Origin of the sequence: Shinella sp. M27 (assembly GCF_049199905.1) — a bacterium.
Taxonomy (GTDB): Bacteria; Pseudomonadota; Alphaproteobacteria; order Rhizobiales; family Rhizobiaceae; genus Shinella.
This window is the reverse complement of sequence record NZ_JBLZPK010000060.1, coordinates 268813-292851: the sequence shown is the minus strand read 5'-3', so window position 1 is coordinate 292851 and position 24039 is coordinate 268813. Positions and strand designations below refer to the sequence as shown.

The 24039-nt window shown below is 65.0% G+C and carries 21 protein-coding genes; 17 read left to right on the top strand and 4 right to left on the bottom strand.

Annotated features, from left to right (window positions below; all coding sequences use genetic code 11):
- Nucleotides 1–27 precede the first annotated feature (27 nt).
- Nucleotides 28–1620 (top strand): gamma-glutamyltransferase, encoded by a 1593-nt coding sequence (gene ggt / locus ACOZK4_RS23415; protein ID WP_421594108.1) that lies wholly within the window; start codon nt 28–30, stop codon nt 1618–1620.
- A 12-nt stretch (nt 1621–1632) separates the two neighbouring features.
- Nucleotides 1633–2067, top strand: coding sequence for a DUF3237 domain-containing protein (locus ACOZK4_RS23410; RefSeq protein WP_421594107.1), 435 nt, complete (start codon nt 1633–1635; stop codon nt 2065–2067).
- Nucleotides 2068–2083: 16 nt separating this feature from the next.
- Here the strand turns inward: ACOZK4_RS23410 and recX are convergent, their stop codons facing one another.
- The 4 genes from recX to ACOZK4_RS23390 form a co-directional block, all read right to left on the bottom strand.
- Nucleotides 2084–2641, bottom strand: coding sequence for a recombination regulator RecX (recX, locus tag ACOZK4_RS23405; RefSeq protein WP_313524997.1), 558 nt, complete (start codon nt 2639–2641; stop codon nt 2084–2086).
- A 60-nt stretch (nt 2642–2701) separates the two neighbouring features.
- Entirely contained in the window at nt 2702–3103 is a 402-nt protein-coding gene (locus tag ACOZK4_RS23400) for a RidA family protein (RefSeq protein ID WP_313524999.1), read from the bottom strand.
- A 56-nt stretch (nt 3104–3159) separates the two neighbouring features.
- A complete protein-coding gene (locus tag ACOZK4_RS23395; protein ID WP_421594106.1) occupies nt 3160–4428 on the bottom strand; it encodes an SfnB family sulfur acquisition oxidoreductase in 1269 nt (422 codons plus the stop codon).
- A gap of 123 nt (nt 4429–4551) precedes the next feature.
- Complete coding sequence (locus ACOZK4_RS23390; protein ID WP_421594105.1) at nt 4552–5301, bottom strand: IclR family transcriptional regulator; 750 nt, start codon at nt 5299–5301, stop codon at nt 4552–4554.
- Nucleotides 5302–5578: 277 nt separating this feature from the next.
- Between ACOZK4_RS23390 and ACOZK4_RS23385 the strand changes: the two genes are divergently transcribed.
- The 15 genes from ACOZK4_RS23385 to ACOZK4_RS23315 all read left to right on the top strand — a co-directional run bounded on the left by ACOZK4_RS23385 (nt 5579) and on the right by ACOZK4_RS23315 (nt 24037).
- Nucleotides 5579–7030, top strand: a complete 1452-nt coding sequence (locus ACOZK4_RS23385) for an APC family permease (protein WP_421594104.1) — start codon at nt 5579–5581, stop codon at nt 7028–7030.
- 47 nt (nt 7031–7077) lie between these two features.
- Nucleotides 7078–8556 carry an aldehyde dehydrogenase gene (locus ACOZK4_RS23380; RefSeq protein ID WP_421594103.1) on the top strand — a complete coding sequence of 493 codons (1479 nt, stop codon included), beginning with the start codon at nt 7078–7080 and terminating at the stop codon, nt 8554–8556.
- Nucleotides 8557–8767: 211 nt separating this feature from the next.
- On the top strand, nt 8768–10426 hold the full coding sequence (locus ACOZK4_RS23375; RefSeq protein ID WP_421594102.1) for an amidohydrolase: 1659 nt from the start codon (nt 8768–8770) through the stop codon (nt 10424–10426).
- A 33-nt stretch (nt 10427–10459) separates the two neighbouring features.
- Entirely contained in the window at nt 10460–11632 is a 1173-nt protein-coding gene (locus ACOZK4_RS23370) for an ABC transporter substrate-binding protein (RefSeq protein ID WP_421594101.1), read from the top strand.
- Nucleotides 11633–11925: 293 nt separating this feature from the next.
- Nucleotides 11926–12795: a branched-chain amino acid ABC transporter permease gene (locus ACOZK4_RS23365; RefSeq protein ID WP_421594099.1), complete on the top strand. Its 870-nt coding sequence runs from the start codon at nt 11926–11928 to the stop codon at nt 12793–12795.
- Entirely contained in the window at nt 12782–14494 is a 1713-nt protein-coding gene (locus tag ACOZK4_RS23360; RefSeq protein ID WP_421594097.1) for an ABC transporter permease subunit, read from the top strand. Before ACOZK4_RS23365 ends, ACOZK4_RS23360 begins: the two co-directional genes overlap by 14 nt.
- The gene (locus ACOZK4_RS23355; protein ID WP_421594096.1) at nt 14491–15192 is read left to right on the top strand and encodes an ABC transporter ATP-binding protein; all 702 of its coding nucleotides are present in this window, start codon (nt 14491–14493) and stop codon (nt 15190–15192) included. Before ACOZK4_RS23360 ends, ACOZK4_RS23355 begins: the two co-directional genes overlap by 4 nt.
- A 108-nt stretch (nt 15193–15300) precedes the next feature.
- Nucleotides 15301–16269 carry a helix-turn-helix domain-containing protein gene (locus tag ACOZK4_RS23350; RefSeq protein ID WP_421594095.1) on the top strand — a complete coding sequence of 323 codons (969 nt, stop codon included), beginning with the start codon at nt 15301–15303 and terminating at the stop codon, nt 16267–16269.
- 98 nt (nt 16270–16367) lie between these two features.
- Nucleotides 16368–17774, top strand: a complete 1407-nt coding sequence (locus tag ACOZK4_RS23345) for an aldehyde dehydrogenase family protein (RefSeq protein ID WP_421594158.1) — start codon at nt 16368–16370, stop codon at nt 17772–17774.
- Entirely contained in the window at nt 17774–19360 is a 1587-nt protein-coding gene (locus ACOZK4_RS23340) for a GMC family oxidoreductase (protein WP_421594093.1), read from the top strand. The genes ACOZK4_RS23345 and ACOZK4_RS23340 overlap by 1 nt, the downstream gene beginning before the upstream one ends.
- 55 nt (nt 19361–19415) lie before the next feature.
- A complete protein-coding gene (locus ACOZK4_RS23335) occupies nt 19416–20663 on the top strand; it encodes an ABC transporter substrate-binding protein (protein ID WP_421594092.1) in 1248 nt (415 codons plus the stop codon).
- Between the two features lie 62 nt (nt 20664–20725).
- Nucleotides 20726–21592, top strand: a complete 867-nt coding sequence (locus ACOZK4_RS23330; protein ID WP_421594091.1) for a branched-chain amino acid ABC transporter permease — start codon at nt 20726–20728, stop codon at nt 21590–21592.
- Nucleotides 21589–22620 (top strand): branched-chain amino acid ABC transporter permease, encoded by a 1032-nt coding sequence (locus ACOZK4_RS23325; RefSeq protein ID WP_421594090.1) that lies wholly within the window; start codon nt 21589–21591, stop codon nt 22618–22620. Before ACOZK4_RS23330 ends, ACOZK4_RS23325 begins: the two co-directional genes overlap by 4 nt.
- Nucleotides 22617–23321, top strand: coding sequence for an ABC transporter ATP-binding protein (locus tag ACOZK4_RS23320; RefSeq protein WP_421594088.1), 705 nt, complete (start codon nt 22617–22619; stop codon nt 23319–23321). Before ACOZK4_RS23325 ends, ACOZK4_RS23320 begins: the two co-directional genes overlap by 4 nt.
- Nucleotides 23321–24037, top strand: coding sequence for an ABC transporter ATP-binding protein (locus ACOZK4_RS23315; RefSeq protein WP_421594087.1), 717 nt, complete (start codon nt 23321–23323; stop codon nt 24035–24037). Before ACOZK4_RS23320 ends, ACOZK4_RS23315 begins: the two co-directional genes overlap by 1 nt.
- The last annotated feature ends 2 nt before the right edge of the window (nt 24038–24039 follow it).

The following is a 24039-nucleotide window of genomic DNA, read 5'->3' as shown; positions in this document are numbered from 1 at the left end:
TAAAAAATACCGAGGAGAACGAAGAGAATGCGCAATTTCGAAAGGCCGACCCGCTCCGTTGCCGTCGCCCGCCATGCAATGGCGGCGACGTCGCACCCATCCGCGACGCTCGCCGCCTTGCAGATCATGGAGGCCGGCGGCAATGCGATGGATGCGGCGATCGCCGCCTCGGCCATGCAATGCGTCGTCGAACCGGGCTCGACGGGCATCGGTGGCGATTGCTTCGTGCTATATGCGCCGGGCGGGTCCGACAAGGTCGTCGCCTATAACGGGTCCGGGCGCACGCCGGCGGCGCTGACGCTCGACTGGTTCACCGAGCGGGGTCTTGCCGAGGTGCCGCGGCAATCGCCCTCGGCCGTGACCATTCCCGGCGCCATCGATGCCTGGACGCGGCTGCATGCCGATCACGGCCGCATGCCCTTTGCCGACGTGCTGGCGCCGGCCATCCGCTTTGCCGAGGAAGGTTACGCGATCAGCCCGCGCGTTCATCGCGACTGGTTGATCGAGGAGGAGTTGCTGGCCTCCGAGCCCACCGCCGCGCGCATCTTCCTGCCGAAGGGGCGTGCGCCAAAGATCGGCGAGGTGCACCACCAGCCGGAGCTTGCGGCCACGCTGAAGCGGATTGCGGCCGAAGGGCGCAACGGGTTCTATACCGGGGCGGTGGCTGAGGACATGGTGTCCTATCTCCGTTCCCTCGGTGGCCTGCACACGCTGGAGGATTTTGCGGAGGCGCGGGGCGATTACGTAACGCCCGTGACGACGGATTTCCGCGGCCACACCATCCACGAATGCCCGCCGAACGGGCAGGGCATCATCGCGCTGCTGATCCTGAACATTCTGAGCCGTTTCGAGGCCAAGGGCGATCCGCAATCGCCTGACAGACTGCATCTGGAAATCGAGGCGACGCGGCTTGCCTATGCCGCGCGCGACGCCTGGCTTGCCGATCCGGACAAGGCGCATGTGCCCGTCGAGGAGCTGTTGTCGGACGGGCTTGCAGATCGGCTGGCCGGCATGATCGACCTCAATCGCGCGCTGACCGACCTGCCGGCCTTCGACATGCCGTTGCACCGCGACACGGTCTATATTTCCGTGGTGGACCGCGACCGCAATGCCGTCAGCTTCATCAATTCGGTCTTCGACAGTTTCGGCACCGGCCTCGTCGCGCCGCGCTCGGGCGTCGTGCTGCACAATCGCGGCCAGAGTTTTTCGCTGAAGCCCGGCCATCCGAACGTGGTGGCGCCCGGCAAAAGGCCGCTGCACACCATCATTCCCGGCATGGTCACGCGCGGCGGCCGGGTGGAAATGCCCTTCGGCGTCATGGGCGGTTATTATCAGGCGATGGGCCACGCCCATCTCATCTCCAAGGTCTTCGACTATGGCATGGACCTGCAGGAGGCAATCGACTTGCCGCGTCTCATTCCCAAGTCGGAAGGCACGCTCGTCGAAGCCGAACACACGCTGCCGGCCGCAACCGCAAGCGAACTCCAGCGGCGCGGCTTCTCGCTCGTGCCGGCCGAAGGGCCGATCGGCGGGGCACAGGCGATCCGCATCGATTGGGAAAACGGCACGCTGATCGGCGGGTCGGAATCGCGCAAGGACGGCATAGCGCTCGGGCTTTGAGGAGAGGAGATCATGGCGGAGATGGATCAGCCGGGGCTGGAACTTGTCATGCGCATCGAGGCGGAGATCGCGCCAGCGCTCGTCGTCGGCGATGTTGGCGGCGGTGTGCGCGAAATCATCCCGATCATTGGCGGGCGCTTCACCGGACCCGGCATCGGCGGCGAGGTCCTGCCCGGCGGCGCTGACTGGTGCCTGACCCGGCCGGACGGCGTCAGCGAAATCTGGGCGCGATACACGCTGCGCACTCAGGATGGCGTGCTGATCTCGCTGATCAATGCCGGCACGGTGCGGGCGGATGAGCACGGCGATTTTCGCGGACGCACGGTGCCGCAATTCGAAGTGGCCGACGGTCCCTATGCCTGGTTGCGCGATGCGGCCTTCATCGGCACATTGCTGACAGACGGGGCGGGCACCTTGGCAAAGGCGAGCTTTTACCGCGTGACCTGAGCCGCGCCGCCGGCCATCAGAGATGGCGGCCGGCGTCCAGCACCTCCTCGGCCTCTTCCAGCGTCATGGCAAAGATCTTTCTACTGATATCGAAGCTGAAGCCGCCGCGGGCGAAGGCGGAGAATTCCTTGGCCTTGCGCTTGTCGTCCAGCTCCACCTTGCGGAACGGGCCGAAGGCGCGTTTGCGGGCGAGCACGACGGCCGCATAGAGGTCGTCCATCTCGGCCACCGCGGCGGCGGCCGTTTCCTTGGCGATGCCTTTCTGCGAAAGTTTCTGCACGACCGCGCGCTTCGACCGGCCGCTGCGCATGCCCGAGCGGCTGCTCATCTCGGCAAAGGCCGTGTCGTCGAGCGCCTTGTTGTCATAGGCGAATTTCACCGCGGCATCGGCCAATGCCTTGACCTGCGCGTCGCTGATATCCTCGAACTTTTCCCGTGCCTTGCGGGAAATGGCGTCGAAGAGCTGCTTTTCCGTGTGCATGCGCCGTTCGATGCGATAGATCGTCGAATTGCGCGCCCAGGAGAACATGCGCGGGGTGGGCACATCGGCGGGCGTGTCGTCTTCGAGGCTCACGGGGGCTTTCGGCGATGGATGCTTCGGATCCCGTTCTTATGGAAGAAGTTTTCCGCCCTGTCACGCCTTCGCCACGACGAGGTCGATTTCGACCAGCGCGTCGCGTCCGAGCGCGGCAACGCCGACCGTGGTACGGGCCGGCAGGTGCGCATCCGCACTGAAATACCGGTGATAGACCGCATTGAGGCCCGCATAATCGCCAGCAAAATTCGTGAGATAGATCCGGGCGAAGACGGTGTCTTCCAGCCGATATTCCGTGGCGTCGAGAATGCGGAGTAGATTGCGGAAGACGAGTTCGGTCTGGGCCTCGATCGAGGCGGGCAGCTGTGCATCGGGTTGATCGGGATCGATCGGCAGCTGGCCGGTGACATGGAGCAGTCCGCCCGCTTCCACAGCATGCGCGTAGCGCGCTGTTTTCGGCGGCGGGGCGGCGTTGGCGACGATGTGGCGGCGCAGCGGCATGGTTGGATATCCGGTGAGGGAACGAGTGCCGGCCGGACCGGCACCCGGATGGATACTCAACTCCAGGCGTGGCGCGGGGCGTTGATCCCGTTGAGGTAGAAATTGCCAACATGGAAGAATTTCCAGCGCACGGGATCGTGCAGCGTATGCGCACGCGCATTGCGCCAGTGGCGGTCGAGATTGTGCTTGGCGAGTGTGGAGCGCGTGCCGGCCAGTTCGAACAGCTTGTTGGTGGCGAGGATCGCGATCTCCGTCGTCAGCACCTTGGCTTCGGCGGTCTTGATGGTCGCATCGTTGATCGTCTCTTCCGTCGCGCTCTTCAGGCCGGCGTCGATAGCCTCGCCGGCGATGTCGAGCAGGGCTTCGGCCGCATGCAGCCTGATCTTCAGGTCGCCGATGGCGGCGATGGTGAAGGGGTCTTCGCCCGCCGTCTCCTTTCCGCTGTCGATCCATGGACGGCTCTGCGTCTTGATGAAGGCGATGGCGTCGTCGATGGCGCCGCGCGCGATGCCGGCATCGATGGCGGCCTGGATGATCTGCGAGACGGGGCCGGCAATGGTCGGCCGATCAAAGGCGGCGACCGGCAAAAGCCGGCTCTTCGGCACGCGCACATTCTCGATCTTTACCGCGCCGGAGGCCGTGGTGCGCTGGCCAAAGCTCGACCAGTTGTTGGTAACGGTGATGCCGGGCGCATCACGGTCGGTAAAGACGAGATAACCCTTCTCCTCGGCATCGACGGCGACGATCGGGATGATGTGCGAGAGGAGCGCCCCGGTCGTATAGAACTTTTCGCCGTTCACCACCGCCTCGTCGCCCTCATGTGAGACGCGCGTCTCGAAGGCGTCGACGGTCTTGCTGTTGAGCTCGGAAAAGGCATTGCCGAAGCGCAGGCCGGATAGGACCCAGCCGAAGAACTCCTTCTTCTGCTCTTCCGTACCGTCGAGGTCGATATGGCCGTTGATGGCGAGATGGTTCTGGGTGATCTGGGCAATCGAGGAATCGGCCGCGGCGAGAATTGCGATGACGCGGGCCAGCGTCTTGTAGGAAACGCCCGCGCCGCCATAGGCCTTGGGCACGTTGATGCCCCAGAGGCCGCTTTGCGAATAGGCGTCGATTTCCTTCAGCGGCAACAGGCCTTCGCGGTCGCGCAGCGCTGCTCCCTGTGCGAAGTCGGCAGCCAGCCGCCTGGCGACGGCAATCGCCTCCTCATCGCTTCCGATGATGTGGGCGGGGCTCTGCGGGCGCGGGCGCGGCGGCACCGGATCGTCGGAATTCACGCGCGGGTGCTGCGTGTAGTCGATTGGCTGTTTTTCGATAATCCCCATGGCAAAGCTCTCCGGTTGGTTTGAGGAAAGTTTCGCAGTAAAAAATAAAATCGATAGATATTATGTATTATAAAATGACGACCCGGAGAAAAATCCTTCGAACGGCCTCAGTGCCGTGGCCGGTCAGGTTTTCGCACCATAATATTTCTGCGCGATGCCTTGGGCGGCGGCCATGGTCTTCTGGCCGATATCCAGCATGCGGGTCCTGTTGGTGCGGGCGGTCGGGGCTGCGACCGCAAGCGCGCCGATGGGTTTTCCGCTCGGTGCGAGGACCGGTGCCGCGGCGCTGATCACGCCCATTTCGAAACCCTGCTGGTTGATCGAGAAACCGCGCCGGGCGGTCTCTTTCACCAGAAGGCGAACCGCTTCCGGCTCGGTGACCGTCTCGGCGGAAAACCGCTCCATCGGGCGCTTCAGCGCACGCTCGATCTCGTCGGCCGGCAGGAAGGCGAGATAGGCGAGGCCCGAGGCCGTGGCATGGAAGGGTAGGGGCGTGCCGAGATCGACGATCACGCGATGGGCCTGCGAGGAATCCTCGACATGGATGGTGGAGAGCCGGCCGCCGCTGAACTCCGAGAGATGCACCGTCTCGCCCACCTCGTCCGCCAGCGCCTTGACGAATGGGGCGGCGACCGAAACGAAGGGAAAGCGCGCCTGGCGGATGCGCGCCAGCCGCACGGGTGCCGCACCCAGCCGGTATTTTCGCGTCTCCTCGTCCTGCTCCACGAAGCCGTATTTCTCAAGCTCCACCAGGAAGCGCCGCGCCGTCGCCTTGTCGAGTTCGGCCAGCCGCGCGACGTCGGTGAGCCCGATATCCTTGCCGAGTTGGGAAATCGCGTCGAGGAGCGAGAGGGCCTTGCCGATGGTGCTCATGTGTCTCTTCCGGACCTTTCGTTATGGCCATACCGCGCGGGACTTCTGCACGGCCTTCTCTTCGCGTCCAGCCTCTCACAAGCATCTCCTCCCTGTCGAGATACTTAACATGAGAAATAACTTGACGCCGGGGTGAGCTTTTGCAAGTCTATAATTAAAATACGGGTTCAAATAATGAACCGCAAGCACATTCTTCGAATGGGAACCGCCGGGCGCCTCGCGCACGGCATTGAAGGCGGCAGCCGTGTGGGGTGGGCCGTCAGGAGGGAGCAAGATCATGACCAATGAAACCGTGCCGTCTGGCGGCGCGAACCAGTTGCGCAAGAACAGCCTCGGTGTCGGGGCCGTCACCTTTCTCGTCGTCTCGGCGGCAGCGCCGCTGACGGCCGTTGCCGGCGGCGTGCCGCTGTCGATGATGCTCGGCAACGGTCCGGGCATTCCGCTGACCTTCGCCTTCGTGACGGCCGTGCTGCTGCTGTTTGCCGTCGGCTATGTCGCGATGGCCCGCCATATCAGCAATGCCGGCGCCTTCTATGCCTATACCGCGCAAGGTCTCGGCGGGCTTGCCGGCGGTGCGGCCGCGCTCATCGCCATCCTCGCCTACAATGCCATGCAGATCGGCGTCTTCGGCCTGTTCGGCGCTGCGACGGCCGGCTTCTTCGCCGGTTACGGCATCGACCTGCCCTGGTGGGTCTGGACCTATATCGGCATCGCGCTCGTCGCGGTCTTCGGCTATCGCCGGGTCGATTTCTCCGCCCGTGTGCTCGCGGTGCTTGTTATCCTCGAATATCTCGTCGTGCTGGTCATCGATGCCGCGATCTTCGTCAAGGGCGGCGACAGCGGGCTCTCCGCCGCGCCCTTCACGCCCTCGGCCTTCATGAGCGGCACGCCGGCCATCGGCATCCTGTTCTGCTTTGCCGCCTTCATCGGCTTCGAGGCGACGACCATCTATTCAGAAGAAGCCCGTGAGCCGGAAAAGACCGTGCCGCGCGCCACCTATATCTCGGTGCTGATCATCGGCCTGTTCTACATGCTGACCTCTTGGCTGATGGTCAATGGGGCCGGCGTCGACAAGCTCGTGCCGGAAATCCAGGGTCTTGCCGATCCGACGACCTTCCTCTTCGGCCTGGCGGACCGCTATGTCGGCAATGGCATCACCACCGTCATGGGCATCCTCTTCATCACCAGCCTGTTTGCCGGCGTCGTCGCCTTCCACAACGGCGTTGCCCGCTACATGTATGTCGCCGGCCGCGAGGGCCTGCTGCCCAGGGCGCTCGGCGTCACCCATCCGGTGTTCCAAAGCCCGCATGCCGGCTCGGTCGTGCAGACGGTCATCGCCGTTCTCGTCGTCGCGCTCTTCGCCTTCACGGGGCAGGATCCGGTGCTGGCGCTGTTCTCGTGGCTGACGAATGTCGGCACGCTGGCGATCATCCTTCTGATGGCGCTCACCGCCTTCTCCATCGTCGCCTTCTTCAGCCGTAATCCCGGCCTTGAAGGCAACAAGCTGGTGACGGTCGTGCTGCCAATCCTGACGGGGCTGATCCTTGCCGCGCTGGTGGTCTATATTGCCACCAATTTCGGCGCACTGGCCGGTGCGGAAGGGCCGCTGGCCGTGCTCCTGCCGGGGCTCGTGCTGATCGCAGCCGTTATCGGCGTGCTCTGCGCGCTGCGGCTGAAGTCCGGCGACGCCGTTGCCTTCGCACGGCTCGGCGTCGGTCGCGAAGTCTGAAAAATAGGGCGGTGCTTCGGCACCGCCCGACCTTTCGAGGGAAGAACATGCAGGAAAAGATCGAAGCGCTCCGCAATCTCACCATCGCTCCGCAGGCGCTATTCATCGACGGCAACTGGCGCGAACCGGCCGAAGGGGCGGCGCTGGATGTCATTTCGCCGATCGATGGCCGGCGTCTGACGAGCATTGCCGATGCAGGCACCGTCGATGTCGACCGGGCGGTGAAGGCCGCGCGTGCCGCCTTCGAAAAGGGCCGCTGGTCCAAGGCTGCGCCAGCCGAGCGCAAGCGGGTGCTGCTCAAGATCGCCGAGCTGATCGAGAAACATGCTCTGGAACTCGCGGTGCTCGGCGTGCGCGACAATGGCACGGAAATCGCGATGGCGCTGAAGGCCGAGCCCGGCAGCGCGGCCGGCAGCTTCCGCTACTATGCCGAGGCGATCGACAAGGTCTATGGCGAGATCGCGCCGACGGCGGGCGATATTCTCGGCCTCGTGCATCGCGAGCCGGTCGGCGTGGTCGGCGCCATCGTGCCGTGGAATTTCCCGTTGATGATCGGTGCCTGGAAGATTGCGCCCGCACTTGCCGCCGGCAATTCCGTTGTGCTGAAGCCGGCGGAAGTGGCGTCTCTGTCGCTGCTGCGCCTTGCCGAACTCTGCGCCGAGGCCGGCCTTCCCGAGGGCGTGCTCAATGTTGTGACCGGGCGTGGTGCCGTCGCCGGCGAGGCGATGGGCCTGCATCCCGATATCGACGTGCTGGTCTTCACCGGTTCCGGCCCGGTCGGGCGGCGTCTTCTGGAATATTCGGCGCGGTCCAACCTGAAGCGCGTCTATCTCGAACTCGGTGGCAAATCGCCGAATGTCGTCTTCGCCGATGCGCCCGATCTCGACAAGGCGGCCAAAACCTCGGCCTACGGCATCTTCCGCAATTCCGGCCAAGTCTGCGTCGCCGGTTCGCGTCTTCTGGTCGAGCGCTCCATCGTCGAGGATTTTTCCGCAAAGGTCGCGGCCATTGCGGCCTCCATGAAGGTCGGCGATCCGCTGCTGCTGTCCACAGAGGCCGGCGCGATCTCCAGCGAAATGCAGCTGCGCAAGGATCTCGGTTTTGCCGAGCAGGCACTTGCCGAGGGCGCAAAACTGCGCACCGGTGGTAAGCGTGTTCTTACGGATACAGGCGGTTTCTACATGGAGCCGACGGTCTTTGACGTCACGCCGGGCATGACGCTTGCCCGCGAAGAGGTGTTCGGCCCGATCCTGTCGATCATCCCCTTCGACACCGAGGAGGAAGCGCTCGCCATCGCCAACGGCACCGACTATGGCCTCGCTTCCGCCGTCTGGACGTCCAACCTGTCGCGGGCGCATCGCATGGTGCGGGGCATCCGCGCGGGTGTCGTGCATGTCAACACCTATGGCGGCGCGGACAATACGGTGCCGCTCGGCGGCGTGCGCCAGTCCGGCAACGGCCACGACAAGTCGCTGCATGCGCTGGAAAAATATCTCGACCTGAAGACGGCGTGGATCCAGCTCTAAACGACCGTACCATCAGTGCTTCAAGACCGCCGCGATGCCGAACGCATCTGCGGCGGTTTTTCTGTTGTGGGGCGGCGGCATGTCGTCGGAATCCTTGTCCATCCGGTCAATATATTTAACGTGTGAACTATGTTGACAGCCGCCTCCGACTGCGGCACTCTCCTGTTGAATAGTAGGTTCGAATAATGAACCACAAGGGAACATCGCTATCATGACTGGGACGTCGCACGCTGACCTCATCCTGACCCGTGGCCGCATCTATACGGTCGATGCTGCCAATTCCTGGGCGGAAGCCGTCGCCATTGCCAATGGGCGCATCCTCGCCGTCGGCAGCGCCGCCGAGATCGACGCCTATCGCGGTGCGGCGACCGAGGTGGTCGATCTTGCCGGCCGTATGGCGATGCCGGGCTTCGTCGATATTCACAACCACATCATGATGGGCGGCCAGGCCGATCTCTTCGAGACGCAGCTTCCCGCTGGCGCCTCCGTCGAGGCGATCTGCGCCCATGTGACGGCGCAGGCGGAGGCCGCCTTGCCTGGCCAGTGGATCGTCGCCAACCAGTGGGGCGCCGACATGATCAGCGCGCTCAACTCGGAAGCGGCCCTTGCGAAGCTCGATGCCGCAGGCCTCGGCCATCCCCTGCTGCTGCGCGACGAGACCATGCACAACCGCTGGGTCAACAGCGAGGCGATGCGCCTCTCCGGCATTTCCGACAACCAGCCCGACCCGCCGGCCGGTGCCTTCGGCCGTGATCCGGTGACCGGCAGGCTGACCGGCCTTCTCATCGAATCCGCCGCTGGCATCGTCGAGCGCGTTGCCGCCGATCATTTCACCGAGGAAATGGGCGAAGCGGCCGTCGCCCGCGCCGTCGAGATCGTCAATTCCTACGGGGTCACCGCCTTCCAGGATGCCGCTTCGGTTCTCTCTATCCTCAAGGCGCTGAAGGGTCTCGATGACAAGGGCGACCTGACGGCCTGGGCCGTGACCTCCCTGCCGCTGATCGAGCCGTCCTTCATGTTCGGGCTCTCGGGTGACGAACTGCTGGCGCTACGCGACGACTATCGCTCGCGGCATGTCCATCCCAACTACACGAAGATTTTCCTCGACGGCGTGCCGGGCGCGCGCACCGGCGCCTTCCACGATGCCTATATCGATGACGCGGCGCATCCGCACGGCTATCGCGGCGAGGTTCTGGTCAGCTATCCCGAGCTCGTCAAATATGTCGACAAGTCGGAAAAGCTTGGGCTGGGCCTAAAAATCCATTGCGCCGGCGACTATGCCGTCACCGAGATGCTCGATGCCGTCGAGGCCGTGCGCCACTTCAACGGCCCGACCAGGGTGCTGCACCACATCGCCCATGCCAGCTATGTCCTGCCCACGGATATCGCGCGTTTCGCCTCGCTGAATGTGGTGGCCGATCTCTGCCCGATGATCTGGTATCCGACGACCTTCCTCGAAGGTCACAAGGAAGCGATGGGCGAGGAGCGCGCTACCCGCTTCTGGCCGATCGCAGACCTGCACAAGACCGGCGCGCTGCTGGCCGGCGGTTCCGACTGGCCTGTCATCCCGATCCCCGATCCGCTGAACGGCATCGAGGGCATGGTGACGCGCCAGAACCCGTCCGGCGCTTTCCCGGGCGTTTCGCTTTGGCCGGAGCAGGCGATCGACCTTGCCACCGCCATCCGCATCTACACGCTGAACTCCGCCATCGCCATGGGCCTTGGCGAGGAGACCGGCTCCATCGAGCCCGGCAAGTCGGCCGATATTATCGTGCTCGACCAGAGCCTCTTCGATGTCGAGGCGAAGCGCATCGCCGCCACCAAGGTCCTCACCACCTATTTTGAAGGCCGCGCTGTCTATCAGCGCTAGGCCTCTTCGGGAAACAACAAGAAAGGGAACAGCATGACCAAGACCCGCAATCTTCTTCTCGCCTCCGCGGCGATCCTCCTGGCGGCCACCGTCTCGGCACAGGCAGCACCGACCTGCGAAAACGGCCCGATCCAGATCGGTGCCGTCTCCACCGTGACCGGCGTCGTCGACTTCTCCGACGCGCCGCGCGCCACCCAGGCCGTCTTCCAGCAGCTCAACGATGCCGGCGGCATCAATGGCTGCAAGGTCGAGTTCACCATCGCCGACGACAAGGGCGACCCGCAGGTCGCCGCCCAGGCCGCCCGCGACCTCATCGACAACAAGGGCGTCGTGGCGCTGGCCGGCGGCGCGAGCCTGCTCGACTGCGCCGTCAACGCGGCGACCTATGACCGCAACGACGTGCTCGCCGTGCAGGGCGTCGGCGTCGATCCGCTCTGCTTCAACGCGCCGAGCGTCGCACCCGTCAATGTCGGCCCCTATACGCTGACCACCGCCGTGCTCGAATACGCCACCAAGGATCTCGGTGCGAAGAAACTCTGCACCTTCTTCAGCATCATCGGGGGCACGCAGGAAGCCTATGCCGCGGCCGTCGCGCGCTGGGAGAAGATCAGCGGCAACACGATCACGCTCAGCGACATGACGCTGCCGTTGCAGGGCGACCTGACGCCCTATCTCGTCAAGGCGCGTGATGCCGGCTGCGACGCGGTGCTGACCAACCAAGTCGAGCCGGGCGTCGTGCAGTGGATCAAGACGGCGGATGCGCAGAAGATCAGCGGCATCAACTGGCTGTTCCTGGCCCCCGGCTACACGGAAGGCGTCTCCAAGGCGCTCGCCGACAGCAAGCAGCCGATCTATGTCGGCACCGAATGGGAGCCCTATACGGAAGCAACCGAGGCCAATGCCGACTGGGCCAAGACCATGGAGACGGCCGGCCTCGCCAAGACCGCCTTCTCTCAGGGCGGCTATATGGCGGCGAAGGTCCTGATCGACACGATCTCCGGTATCGAAGGCGAAGTCACGCGTGAGACGGTGACGGCGGCGCTGAAGGAAGGCAAGGAATTGACCTATCCGCTCGCCGGCAACGCCTATTCCTTCGGGGACGCGAAAACCCATTCGCCGATGCAGGCCACCAAGATCATGCAGCTCGTTGATGGCAAGTGGACGGTGAAGACCAAGGACTGGTTCGTTCTGCCTGCGGCGGAGTGAGGTGCTGAGGGCAGAGGGCAGGCCGTTGCCACCTCTCCCTTCTCCCCGTGGGGAGAAGGTGGCCCGAAGGGTCGGATGAGGGGGATTGCTCGGCCTTTAAGGTCTGCACCACCCCCTCATCCCGCTGCCGCGACCTCCTCCCCACGGGGGAGAAGGGGGCTGGAGAGCCATTTCGTCTCTACCGCGAGGTCTGGAATGGCTCCCGCATGATAAACTGACGGATCCCATGCATGGGGCCGCAGACCATGAGTGACTGACGCGGTGCGCCGCGCGCATCGACCCGGAGTTCCGGAATGGATTCATTGTTCACTGCCGCCGTTGCCGGGCTATCGGCCGGCGGGGCCTATGCCATCCTCGGCGTCTGCGCCATCTTCACCTACCGGCTCGTTGCCGTGGTGAATTTCACCGGTGCCGCCATCGGCGCCGCGGGCACTTTCGCCATGGTCGCGCTGTTCGAGCTGGGCATGCCCTTGCTCCCGGCCGTGTTTCTCGGCATTGCCGCGGGCGCGCTTGCCGGCCTTGCGATCGGCCTCGTCATGACCACATGGTTTGCCGGCAGCAATGCCTCGACCAAGGCGGCCGTGACGGCGGCGCTGCTCGTCGGCATCATCGCCGTCGGCCTGCGTCTCACCGGCGGCCAGCATCCGCATTATTTCCCCGAGATCATTCCCGGTTCCGCCTTCCGGCTGGCCGGCGTGGAAGTCACCTGGGCCGCCGTCACGACGCTCGCGCTCTCCGTCGCCTTCACCCTTTTGACCGAGCAGTTCCTCGCCCGCACCCGCACCGGGCTGCAATTGCGCGCGCTTTCGCAGCGGCCCATGGCCGCCGAGCTGATCGGCATTCGCGTGCGCCTGCTGGCGCTCGGTGTCTGGGCCGTCACCGGCGGTGTCACGGCCTTTGCGCTGATGATCATCGCGCCGCTGCGTTCGCCGGACTTTGCTTCGCTCAGCCTGCTCGTCGTGCCGGCGCTGGCCGCCGCGCTCATCGGCGCCTTCTCCAGTTTTCGCGCCGCCCTGATCGGCGGTGTGATGATCGGCCTCATCGAAGGCAGCGTCAGCGCCATCGGGCCGCTCAGCCAGTATCGCGGCGCCGTGCCGTTCCTTGTCATTCTTGCCGTCCTGCTCTGGTCGCAAAGAGGAGCCCGCTGGGATGAAGCACGCTAGTTTCCGCGCCGCCACTACCACGGCCCTGTCGCTCGCCGTTCTCGGCGCCCTCATCTTCTTCCTGCTGCCGAAGTACTGGGTGTTCCTCATCACCGCCGTCTTCATCGTCGGCATCGCGCTGCAAAGCCTCGGTCTCGTCACCGGCCGCACCGGCATGATCTCGCTCTGCCAGATGTCCTTTGCCGGCGTCGGCGCCTGGGTGACGGGCTATCTGAACCTTATCGGCGCACCGGGCGGGCTTGCCGTCTGGATGCTGATCGGCGGGCTTGCCGCCGTGCCCGTCGGCATCGCCATCGGCCTTCCGGCACTGCGCCTGCGCGGCATCAACCTCGCCATCGTCACCCTCGGTTTCGCGGCGGCCTTCGATACGGTGCTCGCCACCATCACCTTTCCTGGTCAGACGACCTTTACCCAGGTTGTCCGCCCAGAGGCTTTCGACAGCGACAAGGGCTATTTCCTCTTCGTGCTCATGACCTATGGCGTCATCGCCGTGGTTCTGGAATTCGTCAGCCGCTCGCGTCTTGGCGCCGCCTGGCTTGCCGTGCGCCATTCCGAGCGTGCCGCTGCCGCCAACGGCATCAGCATTCCGCGCGCAAAGCTCAGTGCCTTCGCCATCAGCGCCTTCATTTCGGGCATTTCCGGTGGTCTGCTTGCCGGTTATCTCGGCACGCTGGTCTCCGAAAACTTCTCGATGATGCAGTCGCTCGCGCTGTTTGCCGTCGCCACCATGGCCGGCGCGCATTTCGCGCTCGGCGCTATTGCGGGCGGCATGATGATCGTGCTGTTCCCGGAGCTGCTGCGCCGGCTCAACCTGCCGCAGGATGTCGGCAACGTCTTCTTTGCGCTCGGTGCCGTGCAGGCGCTTTCAACCAGCGAGACGATCGCCGAGACCTGGATGCGGCTTGCCCGCAAGCTGCGCCCGAAGCGCGCCGTGGAAGCGGCGACCGCAGCCGGCAGCCTGCCGGACAAGACCCGCCATCCCGCCGGCATTGCACTGGAAGTGCGCGATCTCACCGTGCGCTATGGCACGGTCACGGCGCTCGACAAGGTGAACCTCAAGGTGCCCGCCGGCACGGTGGTCGGCCTCGTTGGTCCGAACGGGGCGGGCAAGTCGACGCTGGTCGATGCCATCGCCGGCTTCCTCTATCGTTACGACGGTTCGATCCTGCTGAACGGCAAGCCGCTCGAAGGAATCTCCGCGACGTCCCGTTCCAAGCTCGGCATCCGCCGCACCTGGCAGACGACGCGCATCGCGCCGGAACTGCGCGTCGGCGAGTATATCCGCCTTGCCGCCGGCCCGATCAGCGAAAGCGAGCTGGAAAGCCTGCTCGCCTGGTTCGGCTGCCCCGGCCCGGCAACGCCGATCTCCACCGTCGATGTCGGCACGCGCCGTCTGCTCGACGTCGCGGGCGCGGTTGCTTCCCGCGCGCCTGTCATCCTACTCGACGAACCGGCCGCCGGCGTCTCCTATGACGAGGCGCTGAAACTGGGAGCGCGCATCGCCGCTATCCCCGAGACCTTTGGCAGCGCGGTGCTCCTCATCGAGCACGACATGGATCTCGTGCGGCGGGCCTGCTCGGTGATCACCGTGTTCGATTTCGGACGCGTAATCGCCTCGGGTGCCCCCGCAGCAGTGCTGGACATGCCCGTGGTGCAGAAGGCCTATATGGGTGTCGAATTCGAGGAGGCCGCAGAGTGACCACGTTTTCCATCGGTGCGTTGCAGGTCGATCGGTCCGGCATTCCCGTCATCCGCGGTGTGGATCTAGAAGCCAAGGGCGGCGAGATCAGCGTGCTGCTCGGCTCCAACGGTGCCGGCAAGACGACCTTTCTCGAAAGCCTCTCCGGCATCATCCCGGTCCGTTCGGGCTTCATCAATCTCGACGGGATGGAGCTCGCCAAGCTGCGCCCCGGTGCCCGCGCCAAGGCGGGTCTGAGCCATGTCGAGCAGGGCCGCACCGTCTTCCCGGCCATGACGACGGAAGAAAATCTCAAGGTGGCGCTGCATCCCGATGCGGACCTGAAGGAGGCCTATGACCTCTTTCCGGAGCTTTTCCAGCGCCGGAATGTCGAGGCGGGCATGCTGTCGGGCGGCGAGCAGCAGATGGTCGTCATCGCCCGCTCCATCGTCAACCGGCCGCGTGTCATCCTCATCGACGAGATGTCGTCTGGCCTTGCGCCCGTCATCGTCAGCCGCCTGATGCGGGCGGTGCGGCAGCTCGCCGACGACGGCATGGCGGTGGTGCTGGTGGAGCAGTTTGCGGCCCTTGCGCTGGCCATCGGCAACCGGGCCTATGTGCTGCGCCGCGGCCAGATCGTCTACGATGGCGACTGCACGGCGCTGGCGAAGGACCCCGCGCATCTGCACCGGCTCTATCTCGGCGATGCCGCGGCCTGATTTGCTTAACAGGTGAATCACATTGACTCGGCGGCCAGGGCGGCGCATCCTTGCCGTCCCGTTCCGCGCTATCCGTGCGGCGCGACCGACCTTTGTTGGGAGGCAAAGTTGGATCTCGTTCAGCACAAGACCCTCGTGCCGGAGGCCTGGGCGCCGGTATCCTACGATCAATGGGCCGACGATCTGCGCTCGATCTGCGGCAATTTCAATCCGAAGACCATGGAGCGCGGCGACGACGTGCTGGGCGCGGCCCGGCGCATCGATGTCTGCGGCATGGAATTCGCCCATGTCTCCAACGATCTCGAATATGTGCGGCGCGGCTGGGACGATATCCGCCGTGACCCGAATGAGCACCTCTTCCTCATCGTGCAGATTGAGGGTAGCTGCGGGCTGGAGCATGGCGACCGGCAGAACGTGCTCGATGTCGGCGAATGCATCCTTGTCGATTCCACGCGTCCGACGACCTTTCATTTCGGCGGGCATTTCTCCAACCACATCTCGCTGCATCTGCCGCGCCAGATGATGTATTCCGACAGCCGCATTCATTTCGACGTGGCGCGCAAGCTTTTCGCCTATGATCCGATGGCGCAGATGCTGCATGCGTTGATCGCCAAGATCATGACGACGGCGGAATCGGATTCCGCCTCGCCGCATCTGCGCCAGCTGATGTTCACGGCGACGCGACAGGCCTTTCATTCCAGCCGCGAGACGGAGCCGCTGCATGCGTTGCATGACAGCGCCAGCAAGCGCCTGCAGATGGTCGACATGCTGATCGACCGGCATCTGACGGAAAACGACCTCTCCGCCCGCTGGCTGGCAACGAGGCTGGGCATCTCGATCCGCACCCTGCAGCAGGATTTCCAGGGCATGGGGGTCACCTGCACCACCATCATCCGCGACAAGCGGCTGCGGCTCGCCAAGGAAAAGATCGAGCAGCTGAAAGAGCAGAAATCCGGCGGCACTATCGCCGAGGTGGCCTATTCCGCTGGCTTCAACGACATTTCCTATTTCAACCGCAGCTTCAAGGAACTGTTCGACTGCGCGCCGACGGACCTCCTGAAGGGCGCGGAACGCTGACCATCTGCGCTCCGGTCCAAGCCGGCGCGCGCTTCTCCCCAAGACGGCTGTAAGCCGCGCGGCGATACTCCTCCCGACAGTCAAGGGAGGACATGACTTTGAAGCAGTACACGCTGCTCATCGGCGGCGAACGCGTCGCCACGCCCCACCACGCCGAAGTGCGTAATCCGTCGACCGGTGACGTCGTCGGGCTGATGCCGCTGGCAAGCGAGGCCGATCTGGACCGCGCAGTGGCCGCTGCCGCCGCCGCCTTCGAGACCTGGTCGAAGACGGATGACGCGCTGCGCGCCAACGCCTGCCGCACCATCGCGGAAAAGCTCGGCGAGCAGGCCGAGGAGGTCGCCCGCCTGCTGACGCTGGAGCAGGGCAAGCCGCTCAACGGCCTTGGCTCGCGCTTCGAACTGGGCGGCGCGCTCGCCTGGACGCGCCACACCGCCGAACTCAGCCTGCCTGTCGAACTGGTGCAGGACGACAATGAAGGCCGTGTCGAAATCCACCGCAAGCCGGTCGGCGTCACGGGGTCGATCACGCCGTGGAACTGGCCAGTCATGATTGCCTGCTGGCACATCATCCCCGCCGTGCGCGCCGGCAACACCGTCGTCATCAAGCCGTCGCCGCTGACGCCGCTCTCCACCATCCGTCTGGTCGAGATCATCAACGAGGTCCTGCCGCCGGGTGTCGTCAATGTCGTGACCGGCGAGAATGCCATCGGTGCCGCTTTGTCGGCTCATCCCGGCATCGCCAAGATGACCTTCACCGGCTCAACCGAGACGGGCAAGAAGATCATGGCCTCGGCCGTCGCCACCCTGAAGCGCCTGACGCTGGAACTCGGCGGCAACGATGCCGGCATCGTGTTGCCCGATGCCGATCCGGCGCGGATCGCAGAGGGCCTGTTCTGGGGCGCCTTCATCAACAACGGCCAGACTTGCGCGGCGCTGAAGCGGCTCTACGTGCATGACAGCCTCTATGACGACGTCTGCCAGCGGCTTGCTGACTATGCGGCGAACATTCCCGTCGGCGACGGCCTCGACGAGAAGAGCATTCTCGGCCCCGTCCAGAATGCCATGCAGTTCGACAAGGTGCGCGAGCTGGTCGCGGACGCCAAGGCGAAGGGCGGCCGCATCCTCATCGGCGGCGAAGCGCCAGCGGGCGAAGGCTATTTCTACCCGATCACGCTGGTTGCCGACGTCGACAATGGCGTGCGGCTGGTGGACGAGGAGCAGTTCGGCCCCGTCCTGCCGATCATCCGCTACAGCGATCTCGACGAGGTGATCCGGCGCGCCAACGACAACCCCGCCGGCCTCGGCGGTTCGGTCTGGTCTGGCGATCCGGACAAGGCGCGCGCCGTCGCACTCCAGCTCGAATGCGGCTCGGTCTGGATCAACAAACACGGTGCCATCCAGCCGAACGCGCCCTTCGGTGGTGTCAAGCAGTCCGGCATCGGCGTCGAGTTCGGTGTCGATGGTCTCAAGGAATTCACCACGATCCAGACGGTGCTGAGCTGATGGGCGGGACCTACGATTACATCGTTGTCGGTGGCGGCTCGGCCGGGTGCGTCGTCGTCAACCGTCTTTCGGAAAATCCCGCGAACCGGGTGCTGCTGATCGAATCCGGCCGGCGCGACAAGGATCCGTGGATCCATATCCCCGCAACCTTCTTCAAGGTGCTCGGCAAGGGGATCGATATCCATCCCTATGCCTCCGATCCGCAGCCGGGCCTCAACGGTCGTCCGTCGATCGTTCCGCAGGGCAATGTGCTGGGCGGTGGCTCCTCGCTCAATGCGATGATCTATATCCGTGGCCATCGCAACGACTACGATACCTGGTCGCAGATGGGCTGCCGCGGCTGGTCCTATGACGAGGTGCTGCCGGTCTTCAAGGCGCTGGAGAACAACCAGGCCTTCAACGGGCAGTATCACGGGCAGGACGGTACGCTCACCGTCTCCAATCCCCGCCACCGCCATCCCCTGTCGGAAGCTTTCGTCAAGGCGGCCGTCGAATCCGGCCTGAAGCCGAATGCCGATTTTAACGGCGCGGACCAGGAAGGCGTCGGCTTCTACCAGAGCACCACCAAAAACGGCCGGCGCTGGAGTTCGGCCATGGCCTTCCTGCGCGAGGCGGAAAAGCGGCCGAATGTGACCGTGCTGACCGATCGCAAGGTGGCGCGCGTGCTGTTCGAAGGTCGCAAGGCCATCGGTGTCGAGTTGCTCGATGGCACCATCTATCGCGCGAACCGCGAGATCGTGCTTGCCGCCGGCGCCATCGCGACGCCGCGGCTGTTGCAGCTCTCCGGCATCGGCAACGGCAAACATCTCGCCTCACTCGGCATCGATATCGTGGCGGACCTGCCGGGTGTCGGCGAGAACTATCAGGACCATATGGAGGTGCCGGTTCAGGCCGAAACGTTCGAGCCGATTTCCATCCTCGGTCACGATACCGGCCTGAAGGCCGTCGGTCACATGCTGCGCTATCTCACGTCGAAGCAGGGGCTCCTGACCTCGAATGTGGTGGAATGCGGCGGTTTCGTCGATACGCTGGGTGTCGGCCAGCCGGACGTGCAGTTCCATGTTTTGCCGGTGCTGATCGGTTTCGTCGATCGCGAGCCGGAACCGGGCCATGGCTTTTCTATCGGCCCCTGCTACCTGCGACCGCGTTCGCGCGGTTCGATCCGCATCACCGCTGCCGATCCTGCGGCGAAGGTCGATTTCAACGCCAATGTGCTCTCCGATCGGGAGGATGTCGAAACGCTGGTGCGTGGCGTCAAGGCGGCGATCCGCATTCTCGACACCCCGTCGATGCAGGCGATCGTCAAGCGCCGTGTTTTGCCGCGTCCCGGTGTCGAGGACGATGCGACGGCGCTGGAAGACTATATCCGCCAGAGCGCGAAAACCGTGTTCCATCCCGCCGGTACGGCGAAGATGGGCCGCGATGACGACCCAATGGCCGTCGTGACGCCGGAGCTGAAGGTGCGCGGCGTCGAGGGCCTGCGCGTCGCCGATGCCTCGGTCATGCCGACGCTCGTCTCCGGCAACACCAATGCGCCCTGCATGATGATCGGCGCCCGCGCCGCAGCCTTCATAACGGCACGCTGAAAAACGGCCGGCGCGGAGGAGCGCCGGCCGGTCAAAAACCAAGGAGGAGGAAACCATGATGAAAGTGTTGAAGGGACTGCTAGTCGGCCTGGCGTTCAGCCTTGCCGGCACGGCAGGCGCACATGCGGCCGCATCCTGCGGCGACGGTACGGGCACGGCCGCGACCGGCGAACCGATCGTCATCGGCGCGATCACCGGCAAGACCGGGCCGGACGACTTTTCGAACTCGACCAAGGCGGCAAAAGCCTATTTCGATTGCCTCAACGCCAATGGCGGCATCAAGGGCCGCCCGGTGAAATATCTCGTCGAGGACGACCAGTGGGATCCGGAAAAGGCGGCCCAGCTTGCGGCAAAGCTCGTCGATGACGAGAAGGCCGTGCTGATGGTCGGCAATTCGAGCTATGTCGAATGCGGGGCGAACGCCGACTACTACAAGAAGAGCGGCATCTATGTCGTGGCCGGCGTCGGCGTGCCGCGCGAATGCTTCTTTGCTGAAAACTACGCGCCGACGAATGCCGGCCCGCGCGTCTCCATGCTCGGCGCCATGGGCTATGCGCTCGACCAGCTTGCCGCCAAGTCGGTCGTCTGCATCGGCCCGAACATACCCAATGTCGGCACCTGGTCCTGCGATGGCGTGATGCTGCTCGCCAAGGAAAAGGGTTTTGCCGCCGAGACGATCCTGATGGATCCGGGCAGTGCGGATGCCACCTCGATCATGCTGCAGGCCGCCGCCAGCAAGCCCGATGTCATCGTGCTCGGCATGTCCAAGGGCGTCGCGATACCGCTGCTCGTCGCTGCCGAGGAGCAGGGCCTGAACGAGCAGATCAAGTTCCTGTCGGCCGCGTCCGCCTATGACCTCTCCGTGCCGGAAACGCTCGGTGCCGGTTGGGATGGCAAGTTCTACGTCAACATGGAGTTCAACGACCTCGAGGCAACGACGCCCGACAATGCCAACTGGCTTGCCGTGATGGACGAATACGGCCAGGCCTCCGACCCACGCGACACCTTCGCCCAGGCCGGTTACCTCGCCGCGCGCATCGCCGAAAAGGCCCTGATGAGCCTCGACAGCGCCAACATCACCCGCGAGACCGTCTCGGCCGCGGTGCGTGGCGTCAAGGACTTCAAGAGCGATATCTTCTGCGCGCCCTGGTATTTCGGTGAGGGGCAGCCGCGCCACAATGCCAATTCGACGACGCGCATGGCGATCAGCGAAGGCGGCAAGTGGAAGGTCGTTTCCGATTGCGCGCCGTCGCCGGATCCGGAGCTGAAGGATGTGCGCGCCTTCGAGGCCAGCCTGAAGTGATCGATCGACCCTGCGGGCATCGTGTCCCGCAGGGTCTCCTTTCCCGCATGATCGAGGGCCTCATGTCTCTCCTGCCATTCCTGATTTCCGGCCTGGGGATCGGCGCGGTCTACGCGCTGTCCGGCGTCGGTCTCGTCATTCTCTACCGCTCGACCGGGGTTCTCAATTTCGCCTTCGGCGCCTTCGGTGCGCTCGGCGCCCATGTCGCCTGGCAGGTCCTGCAATGGAACTGGCCGCTGGCGCTGGCCATTCTCCTCGGTGTCCTCACCTCAACCTTGGTGAGCTTTCTCTACGGCCGCCTTTTCGCGCCGCTGCTCTCCCACCGCGACATCGTCGTGCGCGCCGTCGGCACGCTGGCGCCGGCGCTGGTGCTGATCGCCGCCATAGGCATCATCTGGGGCGAGTTGCCGCGCCGCCTGCAGTTTCCGACCGACCAGATGTATCTCACCGTTTTTGGCGTGCGGCTCACTTTTACGCGGTTGATCGCGCTCGTCCTGTCGCTTGCCATGGTCGGCGCCATCACGCTGCTCCTGAACCGCACCCGTCTCGGCCTCGACATGCGCGCGCTTGCCAATGACCGCGACCTCTCCGCCATTCTCGGCGTGCGTGTGCTGCATACGGAGACGGCGGCCTGGGTCATCACCGGCCTGTTCTCCGGCCTCGCCGGCCTGCTGCTGGCCGATCTCGTACGCCTGCAGGGCACGTTCCTGACCTTCGTCGTCATCCCGGCCATCGCCGCCGCGATCCTCGGCCAGCTGCGCTCGCTCTATATCACTGCGATCGCCGGTGTCGGCATCGGCCTTGCCGAGGCCGTGCTGACGCCGATCACGCTGATCTCGCCCTATCGTGCCGCCGCCCCTTTCGTCATCGCGCTCATCGCCGTGACCATTCTCGGCAGCACCTCCCGTGCCTCGATGAGGGACCGATGAACACTGAGAGAACCCTTGTCCCGGCCGCCGTGCCGCTTGCCCCGGAAGTGACCGTTCGAAAGCCGCGCCCGCTGCTTGCCGTAGCCCTTGCCATGGCGATCTTTTCCGCTGCCGTCGCGCTTCTCGCCAATGCCTTCTGGCTCTCGGCGCTGACCTCGGCCATGGCGCTGTCGCTTTCCGTCGCCGGCGTTGCGGTGCTCTATGGCCAGCTCGGGCTCGTCTCGCTCTGCCAGTTCGCGCTGGTCGGCGTCGGCGGCTGGGTGACGCTGCGCATAGGTCATGGTTTGCAGCCGCCCTTCGAGGTGAGCCTGCTTGCCGGCGGCGTGGTCGCGGCGCTGCTCGGCCTGCTGTTCGGCGTGCCGGCGCTCCGCCTGCGCGGCCTCTATCTCGCGCTGGTGACGCTGATGCTGGCCGGCGCCTTCCAGATCGTCATTTCCGCCTGGGGTTTTCCCGATGGCGGCCCGGGTTTCCTCGGCCGCGCCGATGGGGTGGGCCGCTCCATGCTGGCGCGTCCGGCGCTCGCAACCGAGGCGGTGCCGTATTTCCTCTATTGCGCCGTCATCGCGACGCTCGGCCTGATGCTGGTGCAGGCGCACAAGATCACCCGGCCGGGTCGCGCCTGGGCGCTGATCCGCAAGGGCGAGACGGTGGCGATCGCCTCCGGCGTCAATGTGCTCGCCTACAAGGCCTGGGCCTTCGCGCTTTCGGGCTTCCTCGCGGGCATCGCGGGCGGGCTGCTTGCCGGCAATGTCGGTCAGCTGGAAGGCCGCGCCTTCTCCGCCTTCGAAAGCCTCAACCTCTTTGCTTTGGCAACGGTCGGCGGCGCCTTCCACTGGTACGGCGCCGTCATCGCCGGCCTGCTGCTGCGTGCGTTGCCGGCGCTGCTCACCGATCTCGGCATCGACGGTTATGTCACCATCGGCATTTTCGGCGTCGCATTGTTCCACGCGCTGGCAACGGCGCCGACCGGCATTGCCGGAAAGATCGCCGGCCTTCTTGCGCGTTTCACCCGAGGAGCCGGGCGATGATCGAAATCGAGACACTCTCGGTCCGTTTCGGCGGCATCAAGCCGATCGACCAGCTGACCGCCATGCTGAGTGCGCCCGTCTCCGGTCTCATCGGCCCCAACGGTGCCGGCAAGACGACGCTGCTCAACGTGCTCTCCGGCTTCGTGCGCCCGATCGAAGGCGCCATCAAGCTGGATGGCCGGTCGTTGTTGCCGCTCTCGCCGCTGCAACGGGTGCGGGCCGGCTTGCGCCGTTCGTTCCAGACGGAGCAGGTGGTGGAAGACCTGACCGCCCGCGACAATCTCGCGGCCCTCGCCGACAATGTCGCGGCCGTGGGCGAGCGCGGCCGCACGACGGATCGCGCGCTCGATTTCGTCGGTCTCGGCAGCGTCGCCCACCGCCTCGGCGCGCGGCTGAACCTCTTCGAGCGGCGGCTGGTGGAACTCGGCAAATGCCTGATTGGCACGCCGCGCCTGATCCTGCTCGACGAGCCGGCCGCCGGCCTGACGGACGAGGAGGGCGCACGTTTGCGCGACCTCGTGCTCGCCATTCCCGATGCTTTTGGCGCGCAGGTCGTCGTGATCGATCATGATGTGGAGCTCATCCGCGCCATGTGCGCGGAAACGCTTGTGCTCGACTACGGCAAGCGCCTGGCGCTCGGCCGCACCGAAACGGTGCTCGCCGATCCCGATGTCCGCCTCGCCTATCTGGGAGAACTGTGATGTCTGCTGGAACGATCACCGTCGACAATCTCGTCGTCGAGCGTGGCGGCAAGCGCGTGCTGCACGGCATTTCCTTCGCGCTTCAGCCGGGCGCGATCAGCACGCTTCTCGGCGCGAACGGCGCCGGCAAATCCAGCACCGTCATGGCGCTCTCCGGCGCCATTCCCACGGCATCGGGCAGCGTCTCGCTCGGCGATCTCAGGTTGACGGGGCTTTCGCCCGATGCGGTGCGCCGGCGCGGCGTGGCCATGGTGCCGGAAGGGCACCGCGTGCTTGGCCAGATGAGCGTCGAGGACAATCTACTCGTCTCGGTGCTGGAGCGGGGTACTGCGGCGCGGCGCGACGGGCTGGCACGGGCCTTCGCCATCTTTCCGGAACTCGAAGCCCGCCGCCATCAGCTTGCCGGCGACCTCTCGGGCGGCCAGAAGCAGATGGTGGCGATGGCGCAGGCCTTTCTGGCAAAACCGCGCTTCATGATCGTCGACGAACTCTCGCTCGGTCTTGCGCCCGCCATCGTCAAGCGGCTGGCGGAGGCGCTCACGCTTGCCGCCCAGGACGGCATCGGTGTGCTGCTGATCGAGCAGTTCGCCAATCTGGCGCTGGGTCTTGCCAGCCACGCGTTGGTGATGGAGCGTGGCCGCATCGTCTTCGACGGATTCTCGCAAACCCTGCGCCAGCAGCCGGATATCCTCCACGGCGCCTATCTGGCGGTGTGAAC

Coding starts and splice junctions, on each gene's coding strand:
- ggt (WP_421594108.1), top strand. CDS start 28: ATGCGCAATTTCGAAAGGCCGACCCGCTCCGTTGCCGTCGCCCGCCAT.
- ACOZK4_RS23410 (WP_421594107.1), top strand. CDS start 1,633: ATGGCGGAGATGGATCAGCCGGGGCTGGAACTTGTCATGCGCATCGAG.
- ACOZK4_RS23400 (WP_313524999.1), bottom strand. CDS start 3,103: ATGCCGCTGCGCCGCCACATCGTCGCCAACGCCGCCCCGCCGCCGAAA.
- ACOZK4_RS23395 (WP_421594106.1), bottom strand. CDS start 4,428: ATGGGGATTATCGAAAAACAGCCAATCGACTACACGCAGCACCCGCGC.
- ACOZK4_RS23390 (WP_421594105.1), bottom strand. CDS start 5,301: ATGAGCACCATCGGCAAGGCCCTCTCGCTCCTCGACGCGATTTCCCAA.
- ACOZK4_RS23385 (WP_421594104.1), top strand. CDS start 5,579: ATGACCAATGAAACCGTGCCGTCTGGCGGCGCGAACCAGTTGCGCAAG.
- ACOZK4_RS23380 (WP_421594103.1), top strand. CDS start 7,078: ATGCAGGAAAAGATCGAAGCGCTCCGCAATCTCACCATCGCTCCGCAG.
- ACOZK4_RS23375 (WP_421594102.1), top strand. CDS start 8,768: ATGACTGGGACGTCGCACGCTGACCTCATCCTGACCCGTGGCCGCATC.
- ACOZK4_RS23370 (WP_421594101.1), top strand. CDS start 10,460: ATGACCAAGACCCGCAATCTTCTTCTCGCCTCCGCGGCGATCCTCCTG.
- ACOZK4_RS23365 (WP_421594099.1), top strand. CDS start 11,926: ATGGATTCATTGTTCACTGCCGCCGTTGCCGGGCTATCGGCCGGCGGG.
- ACOZK4_RS23360 (WP_421594097.1), top strand. CDS start 12,782: ATGAAGCACGCTAGTTTCCGCGCCGCCACTACCACGGCCCTGTCGCTC.
- ACOZK4_RS23340 (WP_421594093.1), top strand. CDS start 17,774: ATGGGCGGGACCTACGATTACATCGTTGTCGGTGGCGGCTCGGCCGGG.
- ACOZK4_RS23335 (WP_421594092.1), top strand. CDS start 19,416: ATGATGAAAGTGTTGAAGGGACTGCTAGTCGGCCTGGCGTTCAGCCTT.
- ACOZK4_RS23330 (WP_421594091.1), top strand. CDS start 20,726: ATGTCTCTCCTGCCATTCCTGATTTCCGGCCTGGGGATCGGCGCGGTC.
- ACOZK4_RS23325 (WP_421594090.1), top strand. CDS start 21,589: ATGAACACTGAGAGAACCCTTGTCCCGGCCGCCGTGCCGCTTGCCCCG.
- ACOZK4_RS23320 (WP_421594088.1), top strand. CDS start 22,617: ATGATCGAAATCGAGACACTCTCGGTCCGTTTCGGCGGCATCAAGCCG.
- ACOZK4_RS23315 (WP_421594087.1), top strand. CDS start 23,321: ATGTCTGCTGGAACGATCACCGTCGACAATCTCGTCGTCGAGCGTGGC.